Source organism: Myxococcus sp. AB025B (assembly GCF_006518215.1).
Lineage (GTDB): Bacteria > Myxococcota > Myxococcia > Myxococcales > Myxococcaceae > Myxococcus > Myxococcus fulvus.
Map to the genome: position 1 here is coordinate 1 of NZ_SRLW01000007.1, position 23,314 is coordinate 23,314.

The 23,314-nt window shown below is 67.9% G+C and carries 13 protein-coding genes and 1 pseudogene; 8 read left to right on the top strand and 6 right to left on the bottom strand.

The window, feature by feature from the left end; all coding sequences use genetic code 11:
• Both FL311_RS02205 and FL311_RS02210 read left to right on the top strand, forming a co-directional pair.
• A partial coding sequence (locus tag FL311_RS02205) for a response regulator (protein WP_141323133.1) occupies positions 1–491 on the top strand: 491 nt, incomplete at its 5' end.
• Complete coding sequence (locus tag FL311_RS02210) at positions 488–1,642, top strand: hypothetical protein (protein WP_141323134.1); 1,155 nt, start codon at positions 488–490, stop codon at positions 1,640–1,642. The genes FL311_RS02205 and FL311_RS02210, both read left to right, overlap by 4 nt.
• Positions 1,643–1,652: 10 nt before the next feature.
• On the opposite strand, the gene FL311_RS02215 is transcribed toward FL311_RS02210, so the two are convergent.
• Positions 1,653–3,140 carry an NAD(P)/FAD-dependent oxidoreductase gene (locus FL311_RS02215; protein WP_141323135.1) on the bottom strand — a complete coding sequence of 496 codons (1,488 nt, stop codon included), beginning with the start codon at positions 3,138–3,140 and terminating at the stop codon, positions 1,653–1,655.
• Positions 3,141–3,360: 220 nt separating this feature from the next.
• On the opposite strand from FL311_RS02215, the gene FL311_RS02220 reads away from it, so the two are divergent.
• Positions 3,361–4,479, top strand: a complete 1,119-nt coding sequence (locus FL311_RS02220) for a tetratricopeptide repeat protein (RefSeq protein ID WP_141323136.1) — start codon at positions 3,361–3,363, stop codon at positions 4,477–4,479.
• Positions 4,480–4,495: 16 nt separating this feature from the next.
• Here FL311_RS02220 and FL311_RS02225 read toward each other — a convergent pair whose 3' ends face one another.
• The 3 genes from FL311_RS02225 to FL311_RS02235 all read right to left on the bottom strand — a co-directional run bounded on the left by FL311_RS02225 (position 4,496) and on the right by FL311_RS02235 (position 7,960).
• Positions 4,496–5,251 (bottom strand): energy transducer TonB, encoded by a 756-nt coding sequence (locus tag FL311_RS02225; RefSeq protein WP_141323137.1) that lies wholly within the window; start codon positions 5,249–5,251, stop codon positions 4,496–4,498.
• A gap of 166 nt (positions 5,252–5,417) precedes the next feature.
• Positions 5,418–6,134 carry a response regulator transcription factor gene (locus FL311_RS02230; protein WP_141323138.1) on the bottom strand — a complete coding sequence of 239 codons (717 nt, stop codon included), beginning with the start codon at positions 6,132–6,134 and terminating at the stop codon, positions 5,418–5,420.
• The gene (locus FL311_RS02235; protein WP_141323139.1) at positions 6,131–7,960 is read right to left on the bottom strand and encodes a HAMP domain-containing sensor histidine kinase; all 1,830 of its coding nucleotides are present in this window, start codon (positions 7,958–7,960) and stop codon (positions 6,131–6,133) included. The genes FL311_RS02230 and FL311_RS02235 overlap by 4 nt, the downstream gene beginning before the upstream one ends.
• Positions 7,961–8,190: 230 nt before the next feature.
• Between FL311_RS02235 and FL311_RS02240 the strand changes: the two genes are divergently transcribed.
• The 5 genes and pseudogenes from FL311_RS02240 to FL311_RS02255 all read left to right on the top strand — a co-directional run bounded on the left by FL311_RS02240 (position 8,191) and on the right by FL311_RS02255 (position 21,458).
• Positions 8,191–8,931 (top strand): pyridoxal-phosphate dependent enzyme, encoded by a 741-nt coding sequence (locus FL311_RS02240; protein WP_194869010.1) that lies wholly within the window; start codon positions 8,191–8,193, stop codon positions 8,929–8,931.
• Between the two features lie 228 nt (positions 8,932–9,159).
• On the top strand, positions 9,160–14,082 hold the full coding sequence (locus FL311_RS02245; RefSeq protein ID WP_141323140.1) for a myxosortase-dependent M36 family metallopeptidase: 4,923 nt from the start codon (positions 9,160–9,162) through the stop codon (positions 14,080–14,082).
• A gap of 130 nt (positions 14,083–14,212) precedes the next feature.
• Positions 14,213–14,548, top strand: a complete 336-nt coding sequence (locus tag FL311_RS02250) for a hypothetical protein (protein WP_194869011.1) — start codon at positions 14,213–14,215, stop codon at positions 14,546–14,548.
• A 258-nt stretch (positions 14,549–14,806) separates the two neighbouring features.
• A pseudogene (locus FL311_RS44890) lies at positions 14,807–14,967 on the top strand (IS256 family transposase); the annotation flags it as partial.
• Positions 14,968–16,256: 1,289 nt separating this feature from the next.
• The gene (locus FL311_RS02255) at positions 16,257–21,458 is read left to right on the top strand and encodes an RHS repeat-associated core domain-containing protein (protein WP_141323142.1); all 5,202 of its coding nucleotides are present in this window, start codon (positions 16,257–16,259) and stop codon (positions 21,456–21,458) included.
• Between the two features lie 717 nt (positions 21,459–22,175).
• On the opposite strand, the gene FL311_RS02260 is transcribed toward FL311_RS02255, so the two are convergent.
• A complete protein-coding gene (locus tag FL311_RS02260; RefSeq protein ID WP_141323143.1) occupies positions 22,176–22,931 on the bottom strand; it encodes a hypothetical protein in 756 nt (251 codons plus the stop codon).
• 123 nt (positions 22,932–23,054) lie between these two features.
• Complete coding sequence (locus FL311_RS02265; RefSeq protein ID WP_046713034.1) at positions 23,055–23,261, bottom strand: hypothetical protein; 207 nt, start codon at positions 23,259–23,261, stop codon at positions 23,055–23,057.
• Positions 23,262–23,314 lie beyond the last annotated feature (53 nt).

Consider the following 23,314-nt stretch of genomic DNA (forward strand, 5'->3'; position numbering starts at 1 on the left):
GGCGCATCGAGGTGAGCAGCGCGCAGGGGTGGGGGAGCACCTTCCGCGTGGTGCTGCCCGCGCTCGCGGTGGGCACCGTCGCCGCGCCGGAGTCCCCGGTGCTGGGCAACGTGGTGCCGCTGGCCATGCGAAAGAGGCTCCTGCTCATCGACGACGAGCCCTCCGTGGGCAACTCGGTGAGCCGGTTGGTCCGGGACGTGTACGAGGTGCACGCGGTGCAGGACGCGCGCGAGGCGCTGAGACGGTTGTCCACCGGCGAGCGATTCGATGCCATCCTGTGTGACCTGATGATGCCGGGCATGAGCGGAATGGACTTCGTGGTGGAGCTGGAGCGACTGGCGCCGGAGCTGGTGCTGCGCACCGGGCTGATGACGGGTGGGGCCTTCACCGCGCAGGCGCGGGAGTTCGTGGGGCGCCACTCGCGAGGGCTCTTGGAGAAGCCCTTCGAGCGCGAGCGCCTGTGCACCTTCGTGGAGCACCTGTTCCCATGAAGCGCAAGACCTGGCGGTGGGTGGGCATCGGCCTGGTGGCGATGCTCGGGGCCCTGGTGTTCGTGGGCGCCGACTGGCTTCGTGGGTTGTCCTTCGTGGTGCGCGCCGCCGGGATGCAGGGCGCCGTGCCGGAGGCGGTGGCGGGGTTTCGCAACGCTCCGTTCGAGAAGAGCGAGCTGCGGGTCCCCACCCGGCATGGCGAGGTCCGCGCGCGGCTGTATCGACCGCGCGAGGTGCGAGGGCGCACGGTGGTGCTGACCTCGGGTGTGCATGCGGATGGCATCGACGAGCCGCGCCTGGTGAAGCTGGCGGAGGACCTGGCCCGGGGTGGGCAGATGGTGCTCTCGCCCGAGCCGCCGGACCTGCTGCGCTACGAAATCACTCCGCGCCTTCCGGACATCATCGAGGACGCGGCCCTGTGGGTGAGCGGCCGCGAGGACCTGGCGCCGGGCGGGAAGGTGGACCTGTTCGGCATCAGCTTCTCGGGCGGGCTCTCCGTGGTCGCAGCGGGACGGCCCGCGCTCCGGGACAAGGTGGCCTCCACGCTCTCGTTCGGAGGTCATGGTGACCTGCCCCGGGTGCTGACCTTCCTGTGCAGCGGTCAGCTCCCCGATGGCTCGCACCTGACGCCGCATGACTATGGCGTGGTCATCATCCTGCTCAACGTGGCGGACCGGCTGGTGCCTCCCGAGCAGGTGGAGCCGCTGCGCGAGGGCATCCGCACGTTCCTGCGGGCCTCGCACCAGACTCAGACGGACCGCAAGCTGGCGGAGGAGACGTTCGCGCACGCACGGGTGCTGGAGACACGGATGCCCGAGCCCGCGTCGAAGTTGATGGGCTATGTGAATCTTCGGAACGTGGCGGCGCTGGGGCCGTTGTTGTTGCCGCTGGTGCGCGAGTTCGCCGCGGACCCGTCGATGTCTCCGGCACGCTCACCCGCGCCGGCCTCGCCCGTCTATCTGCTGCATGGCGCGGGCGACACGGTGATTCCGTCCATGGAGTCGGTGCTGCTGGCCCAGGCGCTGCGGCCGTACACGGAGGTCCATCAGCTCTCCACGCCGCTCATCAGCCACGCGGAGGTGGACAAGAAGGCGGGCGCGGCGGACATGGTGCGGATGGTCGGCTTCTGGGCGAGCCTGCTGGACGAGTGAGAGGCCCGGCTCAGCTCTCGCGCGCGACGCTCGCCGCCGTGCGCACGCCGCCCACCGCCGTGGCCAGGGTGCTCTGTCCGGGGAACGCCGAGTCGCCCACCAGCCACAGGCCCTTCATGACGCGCAGCGGGCCCAGCTGTCGGTAGTGGCTCAGGCCCGCGCGACGGGGCACGCCGCCCACCGCGCCGGACTCCCGCTGGGTGAAGCGCTGGAAGGTGCGCGGGGAGGCCGGGAGGACCTGCGTGACGTGGGGCATCCACTCGGGCGCGAGCTGCTCCAGGGACTCGCGCATGCGTGTCTGGATGTCCGCGATGTAGCGCCCCTGCTCCTCGGTGGGCATCGCCCCCAGCTTGCGCAGGGGCACATGCGTGGACGTCGTCACCGTGCGATGTCCCTCGGGCGCGCGGCCCGTGTCTTCTTCACCACTGATGGACATGAAGACGTGGTTGCCCTCGATGAACGGAGCCTGCTCGTCACGCACGAGCTCCAGGTGGCTCGCCTCGCGTGACACCGCGTCGGGCGCCTTGATGACGAGATAGAGCATCGCCGCGCCCCAGCCCTCGGCGACGCGCTCCGACAACACACGCATCGAGCCGACACGCTCGGGTGACAGGCCCGCGAGGCGCATCAGTCCTCCTGGCAGCAGGTTGGCCACCACGTGTCGGGCTCGGAGCACCCCGCGACGGGTGTCCACCTGCCAGTGACCGTCCTGCCAGGACAGCCCCTTCACGCGGTTCGCCAGCATCAAGGTTCCACCGCGGGCCTCCATCGCTCGGGCCAGGGCCCACGCGAGCTGACCGATGCCGCCCCGGATGTGCCCCGTGCCGCGCCAGTAGTAGTCCATCGCCGCGAGCGCGAACGGCGTCTCCGCTTCCGCGGCCGAGCACTGCACGGTGATTTGACAGAGGGCATCCAGGTACGTGCGCAGCGGAGTGAAGCGCGAGAGACCCAGGTGCTCCAGCACCGCTCCGAGCGGACGCCCGAGCCACCGTGCCAGCGGGGCATAGCGATGCAGCCTCGCGGCGTGACGGAAGAGCGCGCGAAGGTCGAAGGGTGGCAGCAGGTCCGGGTCATCGAACATGGCCCAGAGCGCGCCGGCCACCTGGGACTGGAGCTCGAACAGGCGACGAATCGAGGGTGCTGGCGCTTCCGGCAGGGCGCACAGGGACTCGATGAAGCGGGCCCGGTCTCGTGTCACCGGCAACCGCAGCCCCGGTGTGCGCAGCTCCACCACGGGGTCCAGCCAGTCCACCGTCACGTCCAGCGCGTGCTCACGAATCCAGCGGCCGAAGAGCTGATGCGGCTCGAAGCCGGAGAACAACGTCGCGCCCGACTCGAACGCGAAGCCGCCGCGACGAAACGTGCTGGCGCAGCCCCCGGGATAGCTGAGCGACTCGCACAGCGCCACGCGCGCACCTCGCCGGCTCAGCTCCAGCGCCGTGGCGAGCCCTCCGAACCCCGCGCCCACCACCACCACGTCGTAATCCAAGTCCGACATCTCCAGGTCGAGTCCAGGGGCGGACCTCCTAACGGGGCCACGCCAATGGGGCGACTCTTTCGTCACAAGGGTGGGGCTCCCGACACGGGTGTGCGCCTCGACTCGCCCGGGCCGAGCCGTGGAATTCGTGCGGGGAAATCGTTTCGATTCGAGGCCGGAGCCAGGAGGCTGGAGCGGGGAGGGCGTAGACTGTTGTCGACTGCTCACTGAAAGGGCTCCCGTGCACCGCCTCCTCGCCGTCCTCTGCCTCGTGCTCGTGGCCGGTTGCGCCTCCGCCCCCAGGAGCAACCCGGAGCCCAAGGCCGCCGCTGCACCGGAGCCCTCGAAGCGGCCGCCGTTCCTCAATCCCGCCGAAATCATCAAGCGCCTCGAGGACTCGCCGGTGACGTATCGCATCGACGGGAAGGACTCGCCGCCGGGTGGCTGGGCGGACCAGCTGTGGCCGCAGCGCGTGCAGGTGCTCGAGGCGCCGCGCGTGGTGGAGCAGGGCGGCGAGCGCGTCATCGTCGAGTGGCCCGAGAGCCCCGAGGCGCGAGCGCTGCTCGACGAGGCGGAGCCGCACTTCCAGGCCAAGCGCTACGCGGAGGCGGGGAAGCTGTACGAGAAGGCCACGAGCGTGTGCCCGCAGTGCTATTTCGCGTGGAACTTCCGCGGTGACGCGGCGTACTTCGCGGGCGACTCGGCCACCGCGCTGGGGCACTACCAGCAGGCCACTCGCCTCAACCCGGATGACCACCGCTCGTGGTTCTTCCTGGGCAACGCGCTCGCGCGGCTCGGACGCTTCGAGGAGGCCCTGGAGTCGTGGGCGTGGTGCCTGGTGCTCAACCCTCGCTACCCCGTCATCCGCCAGTTCTTCCGCGCCAACGCGGGCCTGGGGCTGGTGGTGCGCGAGGACGTCATCGTCCCTCGTGGCTACGCGGAGCGGGACGGCGAGGAGATCTCCATCCAGTTCGACCCCGACCACGACCCGGCGTGGTTCGCCTTCGCCAACTGCAAGGCGCTGTGGCTGGGAGAGCCGTCACACCGCCAGGAGATGACAGGCACCACGAAGGAGCACTTCACGTCGCTGGAGGAGATGGAGTGCCTGGGCTCGGCGCTGCTCGTCCACGAGAACCAGAAGAAGAAGGGCGAGACGGAGCGCTCGGACCCCACGCTGGAGCGGCTCTCCCGCATCACCGAGGAGGGCCTGTTGATGCAGGCCGTGCTCTTCGAGGTGGGAGCCCGGGTGCACCCCCAGGTCGTGCTCACCCTCGATGACGACATGCGCCAGCGCCTCAAGACCTACGTGCTCAAGCACGTGCTGGTGCCGGCGTCATCGGTGGGCAAGTACGACCTGTGAGGCGAGGGCCGCGTGACTAGCGCGGCAGCTTGAAGCGGAGCGTGAACACGTAGGAGACGCTCACGGCCTTGCCCTGGAACTTCACCGGGCTGTAGCGCCGGGTGTGCAGTGCCTCCGTGACGTGCTCGTCCATGTGTGCCATGCCCTTGATGATGCGGCAGTCGCGCACGTCGCCCTCGCGGGTGATGACGCACTTGGCGATGACCGTGCCTTCCACGCGCGCCACGCGGGCCTGCTCCGTGTAGTCGAGCGGCTGGCCGCCCAGGAGCACCGGCGGCGTCATGCCTCCGCCGAACGGGATGACGTCCTCACCGGTGCCATCTCCGACTCCGCCCGGAGGCAACCCGGGGACGAAGGGCAACCCGATGACCGTGCTGTTCGGGTCTCCCTCCGGATGCCCGCCCGGGACGCCCGTGGGCTCGGTGTCCCCGGTGTCCGTGGTGTTCGCCACCGGCTCCGGATCCACGTCGACGGGCTTGGGATCTACCGGCATCGGGTTGATCTGCGTGGGGAAGGTGTCGCGCTTGGGCTTGCGCGTCTTGGGCGGCGGGGCCTGCGTCTTGGGCTGCGCCGGCGCTGCGTAGCCCTTGGCCACCTGCGGACGCGCCGCGAGCTTGATGACGATATCCGGCTCCGGCTCGGGTGGCACTTCGGCGGGCCGCGCGGAGATGACCAGGACCGCGCCGAAGAGCGCCGCGTGCACCGCGCCGGACCACCACATCCCAGCACCCAGACGCCCAGCTCTCTGCCGCTCGATGACAGACTTGAACATGGAAGGCCTCCTCCCCGATGGGCGCTCCCGGAGGTCCACCACGCCATGCGGCGTCTCTCCGGCGTGGGCGTCTTGGCTTCGGAGCGCCCCGTCCACGCAGGATTCAAACTACGGAGTCCCGGGGGCGCGATGGCGAAGGGCCGTCCATCTGTCGGTCATGGTTGCGTCATGGTGACGAGACCTCCATCCGGTACCCCACACCGCGCAGCGTGTGGATGCTGAAACCGGAGGCGCTCGTCCAACCGAGCTTCTTCTTCAGACTGGAGACGAAGTTGTCCACCGTGCGCGGGTCCACCACCACGTCGCGGCCCCACACCGCGTCCAGGATTTCGCCGCGGGGCAGCGCTCGCTCGCGGTGACGCAAGAGGTAGGCGAGCAGGTCGAACTCCGTGCGCGTCAGCTCCACGCCCACGCCATCCGGCTTCGTCACCGTGCGACGTCCCAAATCCAACGAGTACCCGCCGAACGTCGTCACCTGCGCCGGGGCCGTGCCCGCGCGGCGCACCAGCGCGCCCACCCGCGCGAGCAGCTCCCTCAGTCGGTAGGGCTTGGTGAGGTAGTCCTGCGCCCCCGCCTCGAACCCCCGGACGATGTCGTCCTCGAGCGAGCGCGCGGTGAGCATCATCACCAGGCTCTTCACCCCTTGCGCCCGCAGGCGACGGCAGAAGCTGTAGCCGTCCTCGCCCGGGAGCATGACGTCCAGGATGAGCAGGTCGAACTCGCGCTCGCGCAGGAGCGGCTCCGCGTCGCGCGCGCTCGGGGCCTCGGAGACGACATAGCCCTCGTCCAGCAGGTTGTCCCGCAGGCCCACGCGCAGGTGGGCGTCGTCCTCGACGATGAGGATGGTGGGACGGGTGGTGGAGGGTGTGGAGGTGGTGGTCATCGACGCGGCTCGTGAAAGGTCAGCGCGAATGTGGTGCCCTCGGGCGTGGACGAGGCCACCTGGATGTCGCCGTGGTGCAGCTTCATGATTTTGCGGCAGAGCGCCAGTCCCAGGCCGCTACCGTGGACATCCTGTCCGGGAGGCGTCAACCGATAGAAGTCCTGGAAGACGTTCTCCCATTCATAATCCGGGATGCCCACGCCGTTGTCGCGGAAGAGCACCGTGCAGCCGTGGCCTTCAATCACCCGGGCGCTCACCGACAGGCGCACCGGCGTGCGTTGGTTGTAGGCACACGCGTTGCGGCCCAGGTTGGAGAAGAGCAGTCGCAGGAGCGTGGGGTCCGCCTCCAGCTCCGCGTCGTTCAGGTCCGTGGTGAGCTCCACCGGCGTGGAGGTGGCCGCGGCCAGGTCATCGCGCAGCGGGTTGACCAGCTCCTCCAGCCGCACCCGAGAGGGCCGCAGCGTCCAGCGCCCCTTGTCGATGCGGTTGAACGACAGGATGTTCTCCACCAGGAAGTGCAACCCGTCCGCGGCCTGGACGATGCGCGTCGGGTAGTCGCGCACCTCGGGCGCGTGCGCCAGCCTCCGCTCCAGCGTCTCACCCATCAGCCGGATGGAGGCCAGGGGCGTGCGCAGCTCGTGCGACACGGTGGCGACGAAGTCGCTCTTGAGCTCGAGGAAGCGGTACTTGCGCTGCTGCGACACGACGGCGAGCGCGACGATGGCCGCGGCCAGCACGCCGCACACCGCCACCAGCAGCGTCTTCAGGCCGTAGCGCGCCTCGATGTCCACTTCGGCGCGGGACCACTCGGGCAGGTCCACGCGCACCGGCAGCTCGCGGACCGGAATCGCCGGGCGGTCGCCCACCAGCCGCACCTGACCGCCGTTGCCGAACAGGCCGCGGGCCCGCATGTCCTCGGCGATGGGGACCAGCTGCGCGGCGATGTCCACCGCGATGCCATAGACGACCTCGCCCCGGGGCTCCACGTACCACTGCTGGCCCAGCAGCGTGGGCTCCACCAACTGCTCGGGCATCACCAGCGCGCCCGCGCCCGTCTCCCGCGCGCGCTCCAGGAAGTCCCCCATGGGCTCGCCCAGGGCGCTGCTCAACAGCAGGATGCGCGCCTGCAGGAAGTCGAAGTCCGCCTGCGTGAAGCGCGAGCGCTCGCGCAGCAGGTCACGCTGAAGCCCCGCGCCGCGGCCGATGCCGCCGAACTCCTCCGGCAGCCCCTCGCGAAGCAGCGAGCGCACCAGTGGCATGGAGCGGGCCCCCTGCTGCAGGTGCTCCACCGCCAGCAGCAGGAAGGGCAGCTCCTGGTCCGCGGGCAGCGTGTGGGTGGCGTGGTAGCGCAAGAGCTCCTCCACCAGTGCCGTGGCGCGCGCGGGGCTGCCCTCCCGGAGCGCGGACTCGGCCGCGCGCAGCCGGGCCAGGCGCGCCTCCCACGGGCCGGGCGTGGCGCCGTCCCGGAGGTGGTCCGCGAGCGTCTCGTACAGCGCGCGCGCGGGCATGTCGTGGCCGGGCAGGGGACGGGTGAGGCGGGGGAGGAACTGGTGGCCGCGGAACTGGAGGTAGAAGCCCTCGCCCGGCGCGAGCGGGTTGTCCACGGCGGCGTGGATGGCGGAGACCTGCTCCTCCAACTGCCGCGCGAGCACCTGGCGCAGCGACTCCGTGGCGGCGTGCGCCAGCGCGTCCCGGCGCGAGCGCACCTGCGCGTGCGCGTCCTCACGCTCGCGCGTGAAGATGCGCTGGAGGCTCACCAGCCCCCAACCGAGGGCGAGGAGCCCACAGCCCAGGGCCACGAGGGTGGGGAGGAGCCGGCGCAGCATGTGTTTTCGCTGCGGGCCACTATCGCACAGCCCCTGGCTTCCGGAGCGCTTTCACATCACCCCCGGGGACAGGGCCAGTGTCCCTGGCGGGCGGACGGCCGGGCTCGCGGTCCACGGGATGACAGCCGCGAGGGGAGGGGACTGGCCGCCGATGCAAGAGGGTGCCGAGCTTGCGTCGTGGGCCCGAGGAGTCCACGCGGGGCCCTCACTCAATGGAGGGAGGTCCGCCCATGCACTTTCCCCTGTCACGGCTGTCCCCCGAAGGGCCGGTGGTGCTGTGGGGGGGAGAGCTTCCCTCCGGTGGTCTCAAATACCTCACCTTCTCCCGCTACCTGGAGACGGTGCCGGAGGGTGCGTGTGGACTCGTGGAGCTGTCCGGCTCCTCGTCCTCGCTCGCGCTCGACGCGCTGGGCCGCGAGCGGGGGCTGCCCGTGCTCGCGCTCACCGACACGGCCGGCGCCGCGTACCTGAGGGACCAGGGCTTCGGCGGCGAGGTGCGCACCGTGCGCCGGCTGTCCGAGGCCTGGGAGGTGGCCCTCGGCTACGAGCGTCAGGGGTGGTGCTGGCCCCGCCAGCTCTCCAATGGCGCCCTCGTGGGGTGCGTGGAGGGCTGGGCGGGCGAGCTGCGCGACTTCGTCCGGGACGCCTTCCCCTCCGTGCGGCGGGTGGTGTGCGGCTTCGGCACCGGCGCCACGCTGGTGGGCCTGCACCGCGCCTTCACACCCCAGGGCTATGAGGTGGTGGGCCTCCAGCCCGCGAAGGGCTCGTCGCTGCCGGGCTGGCGCCGGTGGCAGGAGCAGAACCTGGGCAAGGAGGACCTGTTCCATCCCCACCGCGAGGAGGTGGTGCTGGAGACGGCCGCCCCCAAGCACTCCGATAGCCTCGCCGCGCTTCTGACGTATGCTCGCGCGGAGACGCACCCGGAGGAGATGCTCGTCATCGGCCACAACGCCCGGCCCCCCTTCGGGTGACGCCGCGCGCCCGGATTCGCGTCTGGGAATAATCCTAGACGTGAATTCCTGGCATTGGCCGTCAGGCTTAGCGTCTATCCTGGGTTTGCTGGCACCCTGAGGGAGTGAGTTCAGGGGGGCCTATTGTGTTCATAACAAAATAGTAAATAACCTCTGGACGCCCCAGCCGAGCAGGCGTCCGACGGCGAGGGGCCCTCCTCCTCAAACCCCCGAAAGAGGTTGTCGTTCATGAAGCGTCTCTGGATGGGCACAGTGAGCGCCGTGCTCGCCGTGCTGATGTGGTCCCCGCCGGTCTCCGCGCGAGGGGCCTCGGTCGATGCCTTCCTCCGCTCCCCGGCGGATCGCTCCCTGCCTTCGTCCGCGGCGAACGCATCCCAGCGTGGGCTGCGCATCAACAGCGTGGAAGGTCGCCTGGGCGTCCCGACGTTCGTCTTCAGCGAGCGCGCCCTGAACGCGACGTCGGCCCCGAAGGCCGCGCGTCCCCTGACCAAGGCGAGCGTCAATGCCTCGGCGCGCGAGCACCTGCGTGGCGTGGCGGACCTGTACCGCCTGGGCTCCGCGGATGTGGATGGCGCGGAGCTGCGCCAGGTTCACCTGCCCAAGGACAACGACGGCGCGGTCATCGCGACCTACGGTCGTCGGGTCAACGGCATCGAGGTGTTCCGCAACGAGGTCAAGGTGGTGATGGACCCGAGCCAGCAGCTCGTGGCCATCTCCGGCTACCTCCAGCCGCGCAACAAGGATGACGAGAAGAACGCCCAGGCCTCGGCCTTCCGCGTCTCCGCGCCGCAGGCGATTGCGCGCGCGTTCCAGGACGTGACGGGGGCGTCGCTGGACGCCCGGGCGCTGGCGCCCGCGGGCTCGCAGGGCGACTACAGCCACTATTCGGTGGACCGCAACCTGCTCTCCACGCACGGCTTTGGCGATGCGCCGCGCGCGAAGAAGGTCCTCTTCCCGCTGCCGGACGGCCTGGTCCCCGCGTACTACGTGGAGATCAACGCGGGCCTGGCGAGCAACCCGGACGCGAACTACGTCGCCTTCGTGGTCAACGCGCAGGACGGCTCGGTCCTCTTCAAGCACGACCTGACGAAGTCGGAGGCCTTCACCTACCGCGTGTGGGCGGACCCGACGACCAAGCTGCCCTACGACGGTCCCCAGGGCAACGACGCCACGCCGCACCCCACGGGCACGCCCGACGGCCACCAGGAGCCCCTGGACAACCCGTCCAACCTGGTCACCCTGCAGAACTTCCCGTTCAGCAAGGACGACCCGTGGCTGCCGGCCAACGCGCAGGTGACGACGGGCAACAACGTCGACGCGTACGCGGACCTGGGCGGCACTGACGGCTACCAGGAGGGCATCGACCTGCGCGCGCCGCTGAGCAACGCGGGCTCGCGGACGTTCGACTACACGTTCGACGTGACGAAGTCCCCAGCGTCCAGCTCCGAGCAGCGACTGGCGGCGGTGGTGAACCTGTTCTACGTCACCAACTTCCTGCACGACTGGTTCTACGACGCGGGCTTCGACGAGGCCTCCGGCAACGCCCAGATGAGCAACTACGGGCGCGGCGGTCTGGAGGGCGACAGCCTCCGCGTCGAGGCGCAGGACTTCGGCGGTCGCAACAACGCCAACATGGCCACCCCGGCCGACGGCGCGCGTCCCCGCATGCAGCAGTACATCTTCGATGGCGTCGCCGAGCTCACCGTCTCCGAGCCGTCGCCCATCGCCCGGGGCTACGGGACGTACAACGCGTCGTTCGGCCGGACGGTCTACGACGTCAGCGCCGACTTCGTCGAGCCGCCCACGCACGCGGACCCGAAGACGGCCACGGCCTACCGGCTGGGCTGCTCGGATGAGAACGGCACGGACCCCTACGGCGGCCAGAAGCCCTTCGAGGGGAAGATCGCCCTCATCGAGCGCGGCAGCTGTGGCTTCGCGTACAAGACCCTGAACGCCCAGCGCGCGGGCGCGGTGGGTGTCATCATCACCAACAGCGCCACGGGCGTGATGACCACCATGGGCGCCAGCGGCGTCGCGGCGGTCGACAACGCCATCACCATTCCCGCGCTGCTCGTCACCAAGCCGGACGGCGACGGCTGGCGCGGGGCGCTGGCGACGGCGGCCGTCAAGGGCCGCATGCGCCGCAACGCGGACCTGGATCGCGACGGTACGCTCGACAACGAGATCATCGCGCACGAGTGGGGGCACTACATCTCCAACCGCCTCGTGGGTAACGGCTCTGGCTTGACGAACAACCAGGGCGGCTCCATGGGCGAGGGCTGGGGCGACTTCCACGCGATGCTGCTGTCCGTCCGCGAGGAGGACCGTAACCGCGCCGGCAACAACAACTGGCAGGGCACGTACGGCATGGCGGGCTACACCCAGGCCGGTGGCCGCAACAACGGCTACTACTGGGGCATCCGCCGCGTCCCGTTCAGCACGGACCTGACCAAGAACGGCCTGACGCTGCGCCACATGGCGGACGGCACGACGATTCCCGCCAACGTCCCGTCGAACCCCGACTACGCGGGCTCCAACAACGCCGAGGTGCACAACTCCGGCGAGGTCTGGGCCACGATGCTGTGGGAGTGCTACGCCAGCCTGCTCAACGCACACCCGTTCGGCGAGGCGCAGGACCGCATGAAGCGCTACTTGGTGGCGTCGTACAAGGCCACCCCGTCGTCGCCGACCTTCCTCGAGGGTCGTGACGCGCTGCTGTCCGTCGTCGCCGCGGCCGACCCCGCCGACTACCAGCGGTTCGTGGCCGCGTTCGCCAAGCGCGGCGCCGGCTTCGGCGCCCGAGTGGCGGACCGCGACAGCGCCGACCACATCGGCGTGGTGGAGAGCTACCACACCGGTAACGCGCTCGAGGTCGTGAGCGTCACGCTGGATGACTCCTCCGTGGGCTGTGACAAGGACGGCATCCTGGATGCCGGCGAGACGGGCCTCCTGCGCGTCACCCTGCGCAACGTGGGCGCCGACAACGTCGCGGGCGTGACGGCCACGGCGGCCTTCAACGAGTCGAGCGCGGGTGTCGAGGCGACCTTCGGTGGTGGCAACACGCTGACGTTCGGCAACATCGCGCGCGGTGGCACCGCGGTGGCGACCATCCCGGTCTCCCTGACGGCCGCGCCGGCGCAGTCCAATGGCGCGCTCGCCGTCGTGGGCGTGGACCTGACGTTCCCCGTCACCCTGCTGCCGGGGGGGACGGTCCACGAGTTCCGCACCAACGTGAACTACGACGAGGTCGCGAACTCGTCGGACACGGACTACGTCGAGACGCAGAACACGAGCTGGACGAACTCCACCTTCAACTACCGTCCGCTGTGGCAGAACGGCCACGCGACCACGGGCTACTGGCACGCGGCGAATGAGTCGGAGTCGCGTGACATCCGGCTGACGTCGCCGCTGTTCAATGTCGCCGAGGGTCAGGACTTCATCCTTTCCTTCTTCCACCGCCACTCGTTCGAATCGGCATATATCCAGGGGCGCTGGGTGCACTTCGACGCGGGCGTCATCGAGGTCTCCGTCGACGAGGGGCCGTGGGAGAACTGGTACCTCTACCTGACGGCGGCCGAGCGGTTGCTGCTCACCAACCAGGGCAACATCGACACGGGCAACCCGTACGTGGGCGGCTGGCCCGGTTACGTGCGCATGAGCACGAACTACCCCAGCTTCATCCCGGCGCAGACGAACTTCCGTCGCGTCTTCGGCGGTCACCAGGTGCGTCTGCGCTTCCGCCTGGGCACGGATGACTTCGTGGGCGCGTACGGCTGGGATGTGGCCAACATCCGCGTCCGCGGCATCACCAACTCGACGCCGTTCTACTCGCGCGTCGCCGAGGCGGGCTCCGGGACGTGCAACGTTGCGCCCATCGCCGAGCCGGGCATCTCCCAGACGGTGACGGAGTACATCGTCAACCCGGATGGGACGCGCACGCTGCGCGTCATCACGCTCAACGGCTCCGCGAGCTTCGACCCGGATGCCGTCGCCGGCGGCACGCTGACGTACGCGTGGACCCAGATTGGCGGCCCCGCGGTGACGCTCACGGGCGCCGACACGGCGACCCCGAGCTTCACGGCGGAGGTTCCGGCGGCCACCATCTTCACGTTCCAACTCGTGGTGGGCGATGGCACGGACTCCAGCCACCCGCGCGTGGTGCAGGTCCTGGTCAACAACGTGAACGCGGCGCCCATCGCGGTGGCCCGCGTGAAGGACAACGGCCCCACGACAGTGGACGAGCGCTCGGGCAGCGTCACGCTCGACGCGACGGGTTCCTCGGATGCGGACGGCGAGCCGCTCGACTTCGCCTGGACGCAGACGGCGGGCCCGGCGGTGGAGCTGGATGATGACACCAGCGCCACGCCGACCTTCACGCCTCCCGAGGTGACGGCGGACACGGCCTTCACCTTCACCCTGGTCGCCAGCGACGGCATCGCCGCGAGCGCTCCGGCGACCCTCACCATCACCGTGCGCAACGTGGACCGTGCTCCCGTGGCAAACGCGGGTGTGAACCAGACGGTCAACCAGGGCAGCCAGGTGACGCTGAACGGCAGCGCCACCGACGAGGATGGCGACACCATCACCTACGCGTGGACCCAGACGGCGGGTCCGTCCGTGACGCTCACGGGGGCCGACTCGGCCACCGCGACCTTCACGGCGCCGAGCGTGACGGGGAACTCCGTCGACCTGACGTTCAGCCTGGTGGCCACGGCCGCGGGCCAGGCCAGCGCGGCGCGCACGGTGACTGTCACCGTGACGCGCACCAACACCAAGCCGGTGGTGAGCGCGACGTCGAGCTACACGGTGCACGAGGGCTCGGGCGTGAAGCTCACGGCCACGGGCACGGACGCCGACGGCGACGAGCTGACGTACCGCTGGGTGCAGGTCGCGGGTCCCACGGTGAAGCTGGATGGCGCGGAGACGGCCCAGGCCTACTTCGTGGCGCCCGAGGTCTCCGAGACGACCATCTTCCTGTTCCGCGTCCGGGCGAACGACGGCGTGGCCAACAGCGATACGGTCGACGTGGCGGTGACGGTGCGCAACCTGACGGACAGCGGCGGCTGCACCGCGGCGGGTGGCAGCGCCACCAGCGCGCTGCTGCCGGCCCTGGCCATGTTGGGCCTCGCGCTGCGCCGTCGTCGCAAGTAAGGAAATGAGCCCGCCGGCCCGCGTGTGAGGTCGGCGAGCGAAGTGTGAGGGGCGGTCCCGGGAGGTCTTCCGGGGCCGCCCCTTGTTTTTCCACGGGCCCGTGCTGGAAGTGCTCGGGTAGGAAGCGAGGATGCGGATGACCAGGACGTGGAATCAGGCCCTGCGCTGGACGGGCTGTGTCGCGATGGTGTGGGCGCTCGGGTGCAAGGGGGGAGGGGAGGAGCAGCGTCGTGACGCCGCCTCGGCGCCCGAGGCGGTGACGGCGCCTGGCACGGAGGCCCCCGCGTCGGCGGACGCGCCGGAGCCGAAGGAGCGCCCCAGGGTGGTGGAGCCGGAAGTGGACGCGGGGCGCACGGTCTGCCCGGCAGGTCAGTACCCGTGCTGCGATGGGAGCTGCGGCGACAGCAAAGGGTGCCCGGGGATTGCTTGCGACCCGCGCCGGATGCCGCCTGAGCTAAAGCAGTAGACGTGGCCACCAGCAAGGATGGCATCGTTTCGCGAGCATGCTGTGTCCTGGCTCAAGCGCAGTTCGCTTCTGCGGGCTGTGAACCTGCCCCGATGTCGTGGACGCAGAGCTTGCGCGGGCGCGGGAGCGACTGCCAGCGGAACGCTGCCGCACCGTCACCTCAATAATATAGTTTTGTGCGCCTCATCCGCATCCGCAACGTGCTCGCCAAGGCCCCCTGGAGGCAGAGAGGACGGCTGGGCAAAGCATCTTCGAGGCTCCGGCCTGGAGCGACTTCACGGCGAGGTCAATCGCCGCATTGGCGGCGTCGGCGCCGTTCCGGACCTAGACAGCGCCCTGCGCCTCTCATCATCGCCGTCGCACTTGAAGTCTCCGACGTCTGGGATGACCGCCGCTACCTCGGCATGTCCCTGCTCTAATCAACCCCAGACACCGCGCCCCGTCCTCTCAGAGCTCCGTGGATGGCTTCACGCAGCGCGGCGCGCTAGAATCCGGCTCGCTGCTGGAGTCCGTGTGGACTGCAATATTCCTTTCCGGCAACCAACGCTCGTCGCGACCGCGCTCTCCATCAACCACTTCGCTCAACAACAAAAAGGGGACCTGCCCTCTAGAATTGAGCCGCTTGCATTGCGTGGGGCAACCGCTTCACAGAAAAACATTGACCCCTCGCCCCAGGTTTGAGTTTAGATGCTCGAAAATTGAGAGAGTGGACATGCAAGTGCGTGGCAGTGGTCATCGATTGTTTTTCTTTTGTTTGTTTTTCGCGCTTGCAGGTTGCGAAAAGACTGAGCATCCGGAACAGGACCGCGCCGACGAGGCGCCCCCCATCCTAACCGAGCACAGGGCAACGAAAGCTGGAACCGGACAGCTTCCGCTTGGTGGCGATTGCACTCAAGGTGAGCACTCAGACTGCGCCTCGGGTTTGTGCCTTCGTGTGGCGGCCCGTAGAGACTCCTCTCAAGCAGGCTACGCCTGTAGCCGCTCCTGCGAGAAACCACAGCACTGTCCTCCGAAATGGAACTGCAACCAGTTCCTCCCCTCCTCGGCGGAGCGATTCTGCGTGCCGCCGGCTGGTTGGAGTCCCCCCAGCGACGTTGCCTCGCCCCAGCCCTGAGTCCTCCGCTCCGGACTTACTCTTTCGCTTCCCCTTCCCATTCAACCTGTCACCGCTGTCGTGAGAGCCTACTCTCCGTCAGACGGATGGAGACCTTCCGTGCTTCCTCGAGGCTGCTTCCTCGCACTATTCCTATTCCTGGGGCTACTGCCCACCACCAGCCAGGCCCAGGGGGCCTGCAGCGGTTTCAGCTACTCATGCGGAACCGGGAACGTCGAAATCCGATGCGCATGCGGCGATGAGTACGCCTGTTCCGACGCAACCAGTTGCAGCGACAACCCCTATTGCAACTTCGCCAGCGAACCCGTCTATGTCTCCGGCCTCTGGCGTGCCAAGTGCTGCTCTCGCTCCCTCAAGGACTCCCAGGGCGCCCCCGTAGAGTGCACCAGTGCCGGCCTTCCAGAGACAACCTGCACAGATGGGTGCAACAAGCCGCCGCTTGACTGCGGTGATAGCGGTTGCCGGTGCGGCCCCAACGACGAACCGCTGCCTGCCACTGGCTCCCCCGGCAACGAGGGTTCCCCCGTCAACGCCGCTACCGGGGAGAGCCGCATCAATGAGACGGACCTCAGCCTCAACAACAGCGGCGACACGGTGAAGCTCACGCGCCACTACACCTCCTCCGACTCCGCATGGCTGCTTGAGAAGCTGGTGAAGTCCGTCCCCAAGCCCTTCGGCAGCAGCGCTGCCCAGGCCCAGTCCCTCAACTGGTGGCACAACCACTATAACTTCGTCTTCGTCGGGTCCTCCAAGTGGGTTGTCGTCAAGGGCACCGGCGCGGTCATCCGATTCATCCCCTGCGCCGGAGCGACTTGCACCGCCACCGCCCTCGGAGGTTCTCTCAACAAGCGTGAGCGCCTTCAGCGCACGACCCTCGGATTCAGCTTGTTGGACACCACCGGCCGCAAGTTCCACTTCGAGGCGAAGCACGTTGGCACCGACAGCCAGGAACGCTTCTTCTTGAGCCGGATTGTCTCGCCATCCGGAATCCTGCAGGCCTCTCACAGCTACTCGGCCCCTTCCGGTCTCACCTGTCCCTCCGGAGCCCCTGGCAGCGCGGCCGGCGTCCCCTACCTCTCATCCATCACCACTCCCTCGGGTGCTCTCGACTTCCAGTATGCGCAACTGACGTCCGTCCATGGTGCCTCGGAGTGCGTCGTGCGCAGCGTGACGCGCCGGGGTGAATCCAGTCCTTCTGTCATCTATTCCTATGCCCAAGACTCCGGCAGCGTGGAGCGACCAGGCCTTGTCGCCCAGGCCACCCTGGGCAGCAAGGTCTTCGGCTACACCTACTCCGGCGCCGCCCTGACGTCCTCTGTAGGCAACATGTTGGTGACTCGCCATGACTACGGTGCCAATGGCTCCGTGACCACCGCGAGTTCCCCTGGCGGGCAGTTGACGATTGGCGTTCCCTCGACTTCCTCCTGCGAGTCGGGCAGCGACTGCTGCGGGATTCAGCCCCAGGCGGTGACCACCACGGATACCACCGCCGGCCGCGGAGACGGTGTCGCGGGAGCCCCGGGCTTTCTTCGGACAATCAAGACCCTCGCCAACACCGACCAGACGAACTCGCCCCGTCTCTACCAGACGACGGATTCCTGCGGCACGTTGGGCGCGTGCAGCCCTGGCACCGAGCGCTACGAGTGGGAATGCGCCTCTGCTGGCGTTCCTGCCCACGAGCGGGCTCGCAAGAACAAGCGCGACTTCTGGGAGGTCTACACACACGCCTCGCCCGCCTCTGGCACCGGTATCCCTGCATCGATCCTCGAGATGACGAGCGTCAAGAAGGGCGCTACCGACATGACGGGCACCGGTGCCCTAGAGGAGGAGACCTTCTCCTATACCTACGGCCCCAACGGGGAGCAGCTCATCGCCACCGCCGAGAAGCCCAGCGTCATTGGGGCCTCGGGTCAGAAGGCCCGCACCTTCCACCGCTATGACTCCTCCGGGCGGAGGGCAGCCACCATCCAGTCCGGTTGGACTCGCGTCTTCAACGCCGCCGCTGGCACCTGGAGCAGCCAGCAGCGCTGGGTCGCCACCTTCTTCCTCACGACCCGCACCGGCGAGTCCACTCCAGACCCCCTCGGCCGCACTCTTGAGAAGCGCGGCCCCTGCATCGTCCCCAGCGAGGCTGCCACCGACTGCGTCTCTGGCACCACCTTCCCCGTCACGCGCAGCTACTACTGGGCCGACTCCGAGACGACGCCTCGCCGCAACCAACTCCAGAAGGTGGCCTCGTACCCCGCGGGCCTCTCAGGAGCTCCTCTTGAGACCTTCTACAACGCCTATGACGCCAGCGGTCACCCCACCGAGGTCGTGGACGCCAACGGCGTCACCACCCTGTTCTCCTACCAGGACGAGCAACTGATGACTCAGACGGTGCGCGTCTCGGGACAGCCCGACGTCGTCACCTTCTTCGGCTACGACAGCGCGGGGAACCAGACGTCCATCCTCCATCCTCAAGGCAACTACGAGGTCTTCTGCTTCCGCGAGGGTACGACCTCGGGATGCACTGGAGGTACCCTCACCAACAAGCTGCAGTGGAAGGCCAAGTCCTCCACCCCCACCGCCGCCTCTTGGGTTGAGAAGGTGGCGTACTCCTACTGGCCTGACGGCACCGTCAAGGAGGAGCGTTTCCTCGACGCCTCGGGCAACACACGCAAGCTCCTCTCCTTTGCCGCCGATGCACACCGCCGCCCCACCTGGGCGAAGACCGGCGCCGGGGCTGGAAGCTTCGTCTCAGCCAGGAGCTTTGACGCCGCAGACAATGAGACGGGTGTTGGCATCGCCTACAATTCGCCTCCGGCCTGGTGCGCTGCGGGCCTTGACGGTCAGCCGACTTCTCCTGCTTGTGTCGCGAATCAATTCGACGGCGCCAACCGCTTGGTGCGCGTGGATGAGCACCCCACTGGCTCCTCCACCACTCGCACGTGCATCAAGTATGACGCGCACGGCAACGCCATCAGCGTGGACATGGGTCTCACCAGCACCACGGACTGCGCCACTGCCACTGCGTCCACCAAAGCCTCGCGCTACCTCTACGATGACTTCGGATACGTCGTGGAAGTCACGCTGCCTGCCACTGGCACCAGCATCGCCTCGGGCACCACGCGATTCACCTACGATGCCCTGGGCAAGGTGCTCGTGAAGCAGACACCGGCCATGGCCGCTGCTTCCCCCAAGGACTACCTCGGCTACGCCTACGACACCTTGGGCCGCATGCTCTCCACGACCCACTTCTCCCCCTTGGTTTCTGGTGGCTCGGAGGGCCTCTTCGCCATGGGGTATGACGCCTCGGCCACTCTCCCTGCCTCGTGCGGTGCCCTCGCCAACACCCGTGGGCGGCTCCTTTTCCAGGATGACTCCTTCGGCCGCACCTGGTTCAGCTACGACGCATGGGGCCGCGTCGTGAAGGAAGTCCGTCTGCGCGTGGGGACTTCCACGTGTTCGCCCTCCACGCCCTACCAGAATCCCCACACGCTCTACGGCTACAGCCTCAACGGCAACCTCACCCAGGTGACGTACCCCTATGGCCGCACCGTCACCTATACCTACGGTGCTGGAGCGCTCGCCGACCGCGTCTCGGGTGTCGACGTCCTGACCTACTCTTCTGGTGGCGCGACCTCCCTCACGCCCCTCGTCTCCCAGGTGGCGTGGGAGCCCTATGGTGGACTGCGCGGCTACCGCACCCACTTCTCTTCTTCTCTCGGCAGCGTCGAGTACGCCCTCGGAGACAACTCCTCCAGCGCTCCCTCCTCCTGCCCGTCCGCTCTTCCAGTCATGCCTGGTGACTCCACGGGCCGCATCCGTGCTCTCTGGGTCTCCTCGCTCTCCTCCGGGGCCAACTTCACTCCCGGCAGCGGCAACGGTGCGCTCTTCAAGCAGATCTACACCTGGCAGGCCGACCAGCTCTCGCGCTCCGACTCCTGCCTCCTCGGCGCCTCGTCTCCTCGCACCGAGACGTATGCCTACGACGGCATGCTTCGTCTCACGGCCGCCACGGGTGCCCTTGCCACCGAGGGTGGCGCCTTCGCCGCTCGTGCCTTCGGCCATGACGGCCGAGGCAACCACGTCTCTGAGTCTGGTGACACCAACTCTTGGACCCTCTCCTATGGCAGTGGCGTCAAGGCCGACTTGCTCGCCTCGCGCATCTCCGCCCAGGCCAATGCTCAACTCGGCTACTCCTACACCTACGATGCCGATGGCCGCGTCTCTCGCAAGCAGTGGCTCGCTGGCCCCGCCTCCAGCGCATTCTTCCTCGAATTCTCGTCTGGACCCTCCGCCAGTGGAGCCACCGATTCCGTCTTCAAGGCCATCGACGTCAATGGCCTGACTTACAATTACTTCTACGACGCTCTCGGCAAGCGCCGGCTCAAGCACTATCCCACTGGCATCAAGGACGAGTTCTTCTACAACCTCAGCCGCAACCTCCTCGTCGACCAGGGCAACACCTCCTCTCTCTCCGCAGGCCTTCACCCCATCGACGAGTATGTCTGGCTTGATGGCCATCCCATCGCCGTCATTCGCGGCAAGCTGGACGCCTCCTGGGCCCATCTCTCCGACGCAACCTCTGACTGTGCACGCCTTGGTGAAGCCGCCTCCTGCGGCGTCTACCACCTCGTCACCGACTACATCGGAAAGCCTGTCCTCTCTCTCGACTCCCTCGGCCGCGTCACCGGCGTCGGCGAGTACGACGCCCTCGGCCACGTCAACCGCGTCAGCGTCGACAACGAAACTCCTCACCCCTACACCACCAGTACCTCCCATTTTGGCGTCGTCATGAAGCAACCCGTCGTCGCGGGTACAACCCTGCGCCAGCGCGTCCTCGTCGATGCCCTTGACCTCTGGCGCGATGCCTACGACTGCCCCAGCGGCCCTTTCGCCGACCTGATGGACGCGGTCAGCATCACCGACGCCACGACCGGCGTCGTCAAGACGATGCTCGACTCTTATCAGCAGGGCCGTAACTGGACGAGTTGGTTTTCACCCGGTGCCGCTGGCGTCCGCTCCACCCTTACGAATTCAGCCGCCATGTCCTGTATCGCAGGTTCCAACTGCAACGGCATCCGCTGCGAACCGACCTGCACCTGCACCCCACGAGCGCCGGACATCACCAAGCCCTACGAGGGTGCCGTCGTCTCCGCCTACGAGTACCGTCGCTTCCAGTCGGGTGCCGCCCACTTCTGGCCCCCGCTGCGTCTCCCCGGCCAGTACCACGACGTCGAAACCGACCTCTTCGAGAACTGGAACCGCTTCTACGACCCGAGCATTGGCAGGTACCTGCAACCGGAGCCGATTCTGCAGAACCCCATCTTCGTTCAGAAGCGAGCATTGGAGGGGATGTCCGTTCCGGCTTACGCGTACGCGAACAACAATGCGTTGTATTTCACGGACACGAACGGGCTCTACTCGAAGCATCCGAAGTGCGAGAACACCCCCAGTGAGGAGGCGGTCTATAGGATGATGGAACAGACCGTCAGTGTCGTTAAAGACAAGGAACTGTTCTGGTGCATCCTGAGGCAGATCGAGAATGCACACGTCACGTGCGACATCGCTACCCAGATCCGTTGTGGCAAACGAGCTGACTTGGGAGGGTACGCGAAGCTTGGAACCTGCGCTGAGCCAACGAAGGAAATCCATTGGTGCAGCCGAAAAATGAGCCCGGAATGCCAAGCCAAGGCGATGATTCATGAGATGGCTCACAGTTGTGGTTGGAATCACAATCTAGACCCCAACGATCCAGGCAAAGGCGTTCCTGGCGAGAATGGAGTGCTTGAGTGCGAACAACTACCCTGATCCTTCTCGCGTTGACGTGCGTTGCCGGCTTGATGACCGCCTGCGATGAGAAGTGTCCTCCCGTCTGCGATGAACTCTGCGCTGGCAGGCCTGAGCCAAAGAGTCCTGCGCACTGTCCTAAGCCCGTCTGTTTGTGCAAGCCTGATGCGGGTGGTCCCTTGGGTTGAAAGAACGACCGTGAGCGCCGCTCGGAATGAGAGCCAGCCCCCTCAAAACCGAGGTTCGTGATTCTCGGTCGGGTTGGCGGGCAAGCGGACGCGGAGCAGGCGGGAAGAGGGAGAAGGGGGCACCTCCCGTTCGGCTCTGTGTGCGCAGAAAACCTGCGAGCGAGAAGGCCTTGCCCGAGGGCAAAGGTAGGCGGTGGATGAAGAAGAAGCAGCGCCGAGCGCTGCTTCGGTGGGCAGCCATAAGCGGCCGCCTGCTGTTACGAGGCGGGCCGGTTGAAGGGCGAGCGATCCGCCTGGTTGATGGAGGCGGACTAAAGCCTCAGTGGTCACCCAAAACCGGCCAATGAATGTTCCCTAAGCGGCCAAAGGGGAGGGCCGAGGCATTGACGCCCGGGTAGGACGTGGAGTCCGCCTAGGGGGCAACGTCTTGAGCTACGAGAAGCAGCGGCAGGTCATTGCCCTGCGTCGGTTGGGCTGGAGTCTGAAACGAAACGAGGAGGCGACGGAGGTCTGGTCCCTGCCAGCGCAGACCTCCGTGTGAGTCATTGCGTCACTGGTCTCCGAAGCGCCCCTCGCGAGGTCCACGGGGGCGGGAGTTCATCTGCTCCTCGCGCCGCATGACCTGGTACTTGGCCAACTGCTCCGCGTCGAGCATTCCCTTCATGACCTGGTCCGTCTCCTCGCGCTGGGCTCGCAGTGCCTGGCGGATGTCACGCGCGGACTTCGTCCCGGCGCGAACCTCGTCGAACAGGGTGTTGCGGGAGGTCTCCTCCTGCTCCAGCCGGCGCGTCAGCTCCTGCTCCTGCGAGTAGTTCAGCTTCGCCTCGGACACGAGCCGCTTCACCCGCTCCTGGCGCTGCTCCTGCCCGCGCGCCTGCGCCTGCATCCACTCCTCCTGGCGCCGGTTGAGCTGCTCGGTTCGCATCTCCTGCTGCACCGAGCGCATCGCGTCCTTCAGCGCCTCACGCCCCCCCTCCGTCGTCAGCGTCTCGCCGGCCATCAGCCCGCGCACCTCGTTGCGCAGCTGCTCCAGCTCGCCCGCCGCCACCGCGGTGCCTCCGCCCGCTGGCGCCACACCCGTGCCGGGCTGCTTCTCCAGCTCCATCAGGCGCCGCGACAGGCTCAGCGTGGTGTCCTCGAGCGCCTGGATGCGCCGCTCCAGGGCCTCCTGGTTCGCGGGCCGCTCGGCGACGGGCTCGGGCGTCTGGGAGGGGGAGGGCGCCTCGACACGCCCGGGGGCCCAGAGGGCCACCGCGAGCGCGGCCGAGGCGAGGACGAAGGAGGCGGGACCCAGTAGCTTGTTCATGGCTTCTCCGACGGGGACGGCAGCGACGTATTCCATACCCCGTCGCGCCCACCTCGCTCCACCCCGTCGTGGCTCCCCGAGCGCCAGGCCCTCGCGCGGCTCCTCGCCCGAGGGCCCTCGGCTTCAGCTCCGGGGCTGCTCGGCCTTCGCCGGGTCGTCCATGTCGATGGGGCCCTGACCCGGACCCAGCGGCAGAGCGCACTCGTCGCACATCCAGAAGCGGACGATCATCCCGTTGTCACCCGTGGAGACATAGGTGGAGCCGACCACCTCGCCGCCCTCGGTCTTCTTGCAGGAAATGCAGGTCTGCGTCTGCTTGCTCTGCGTCATCTGGGAGTCCTCGGGGTGTGGAAACGCGGACGGACCGACACCCTCACCGGAGT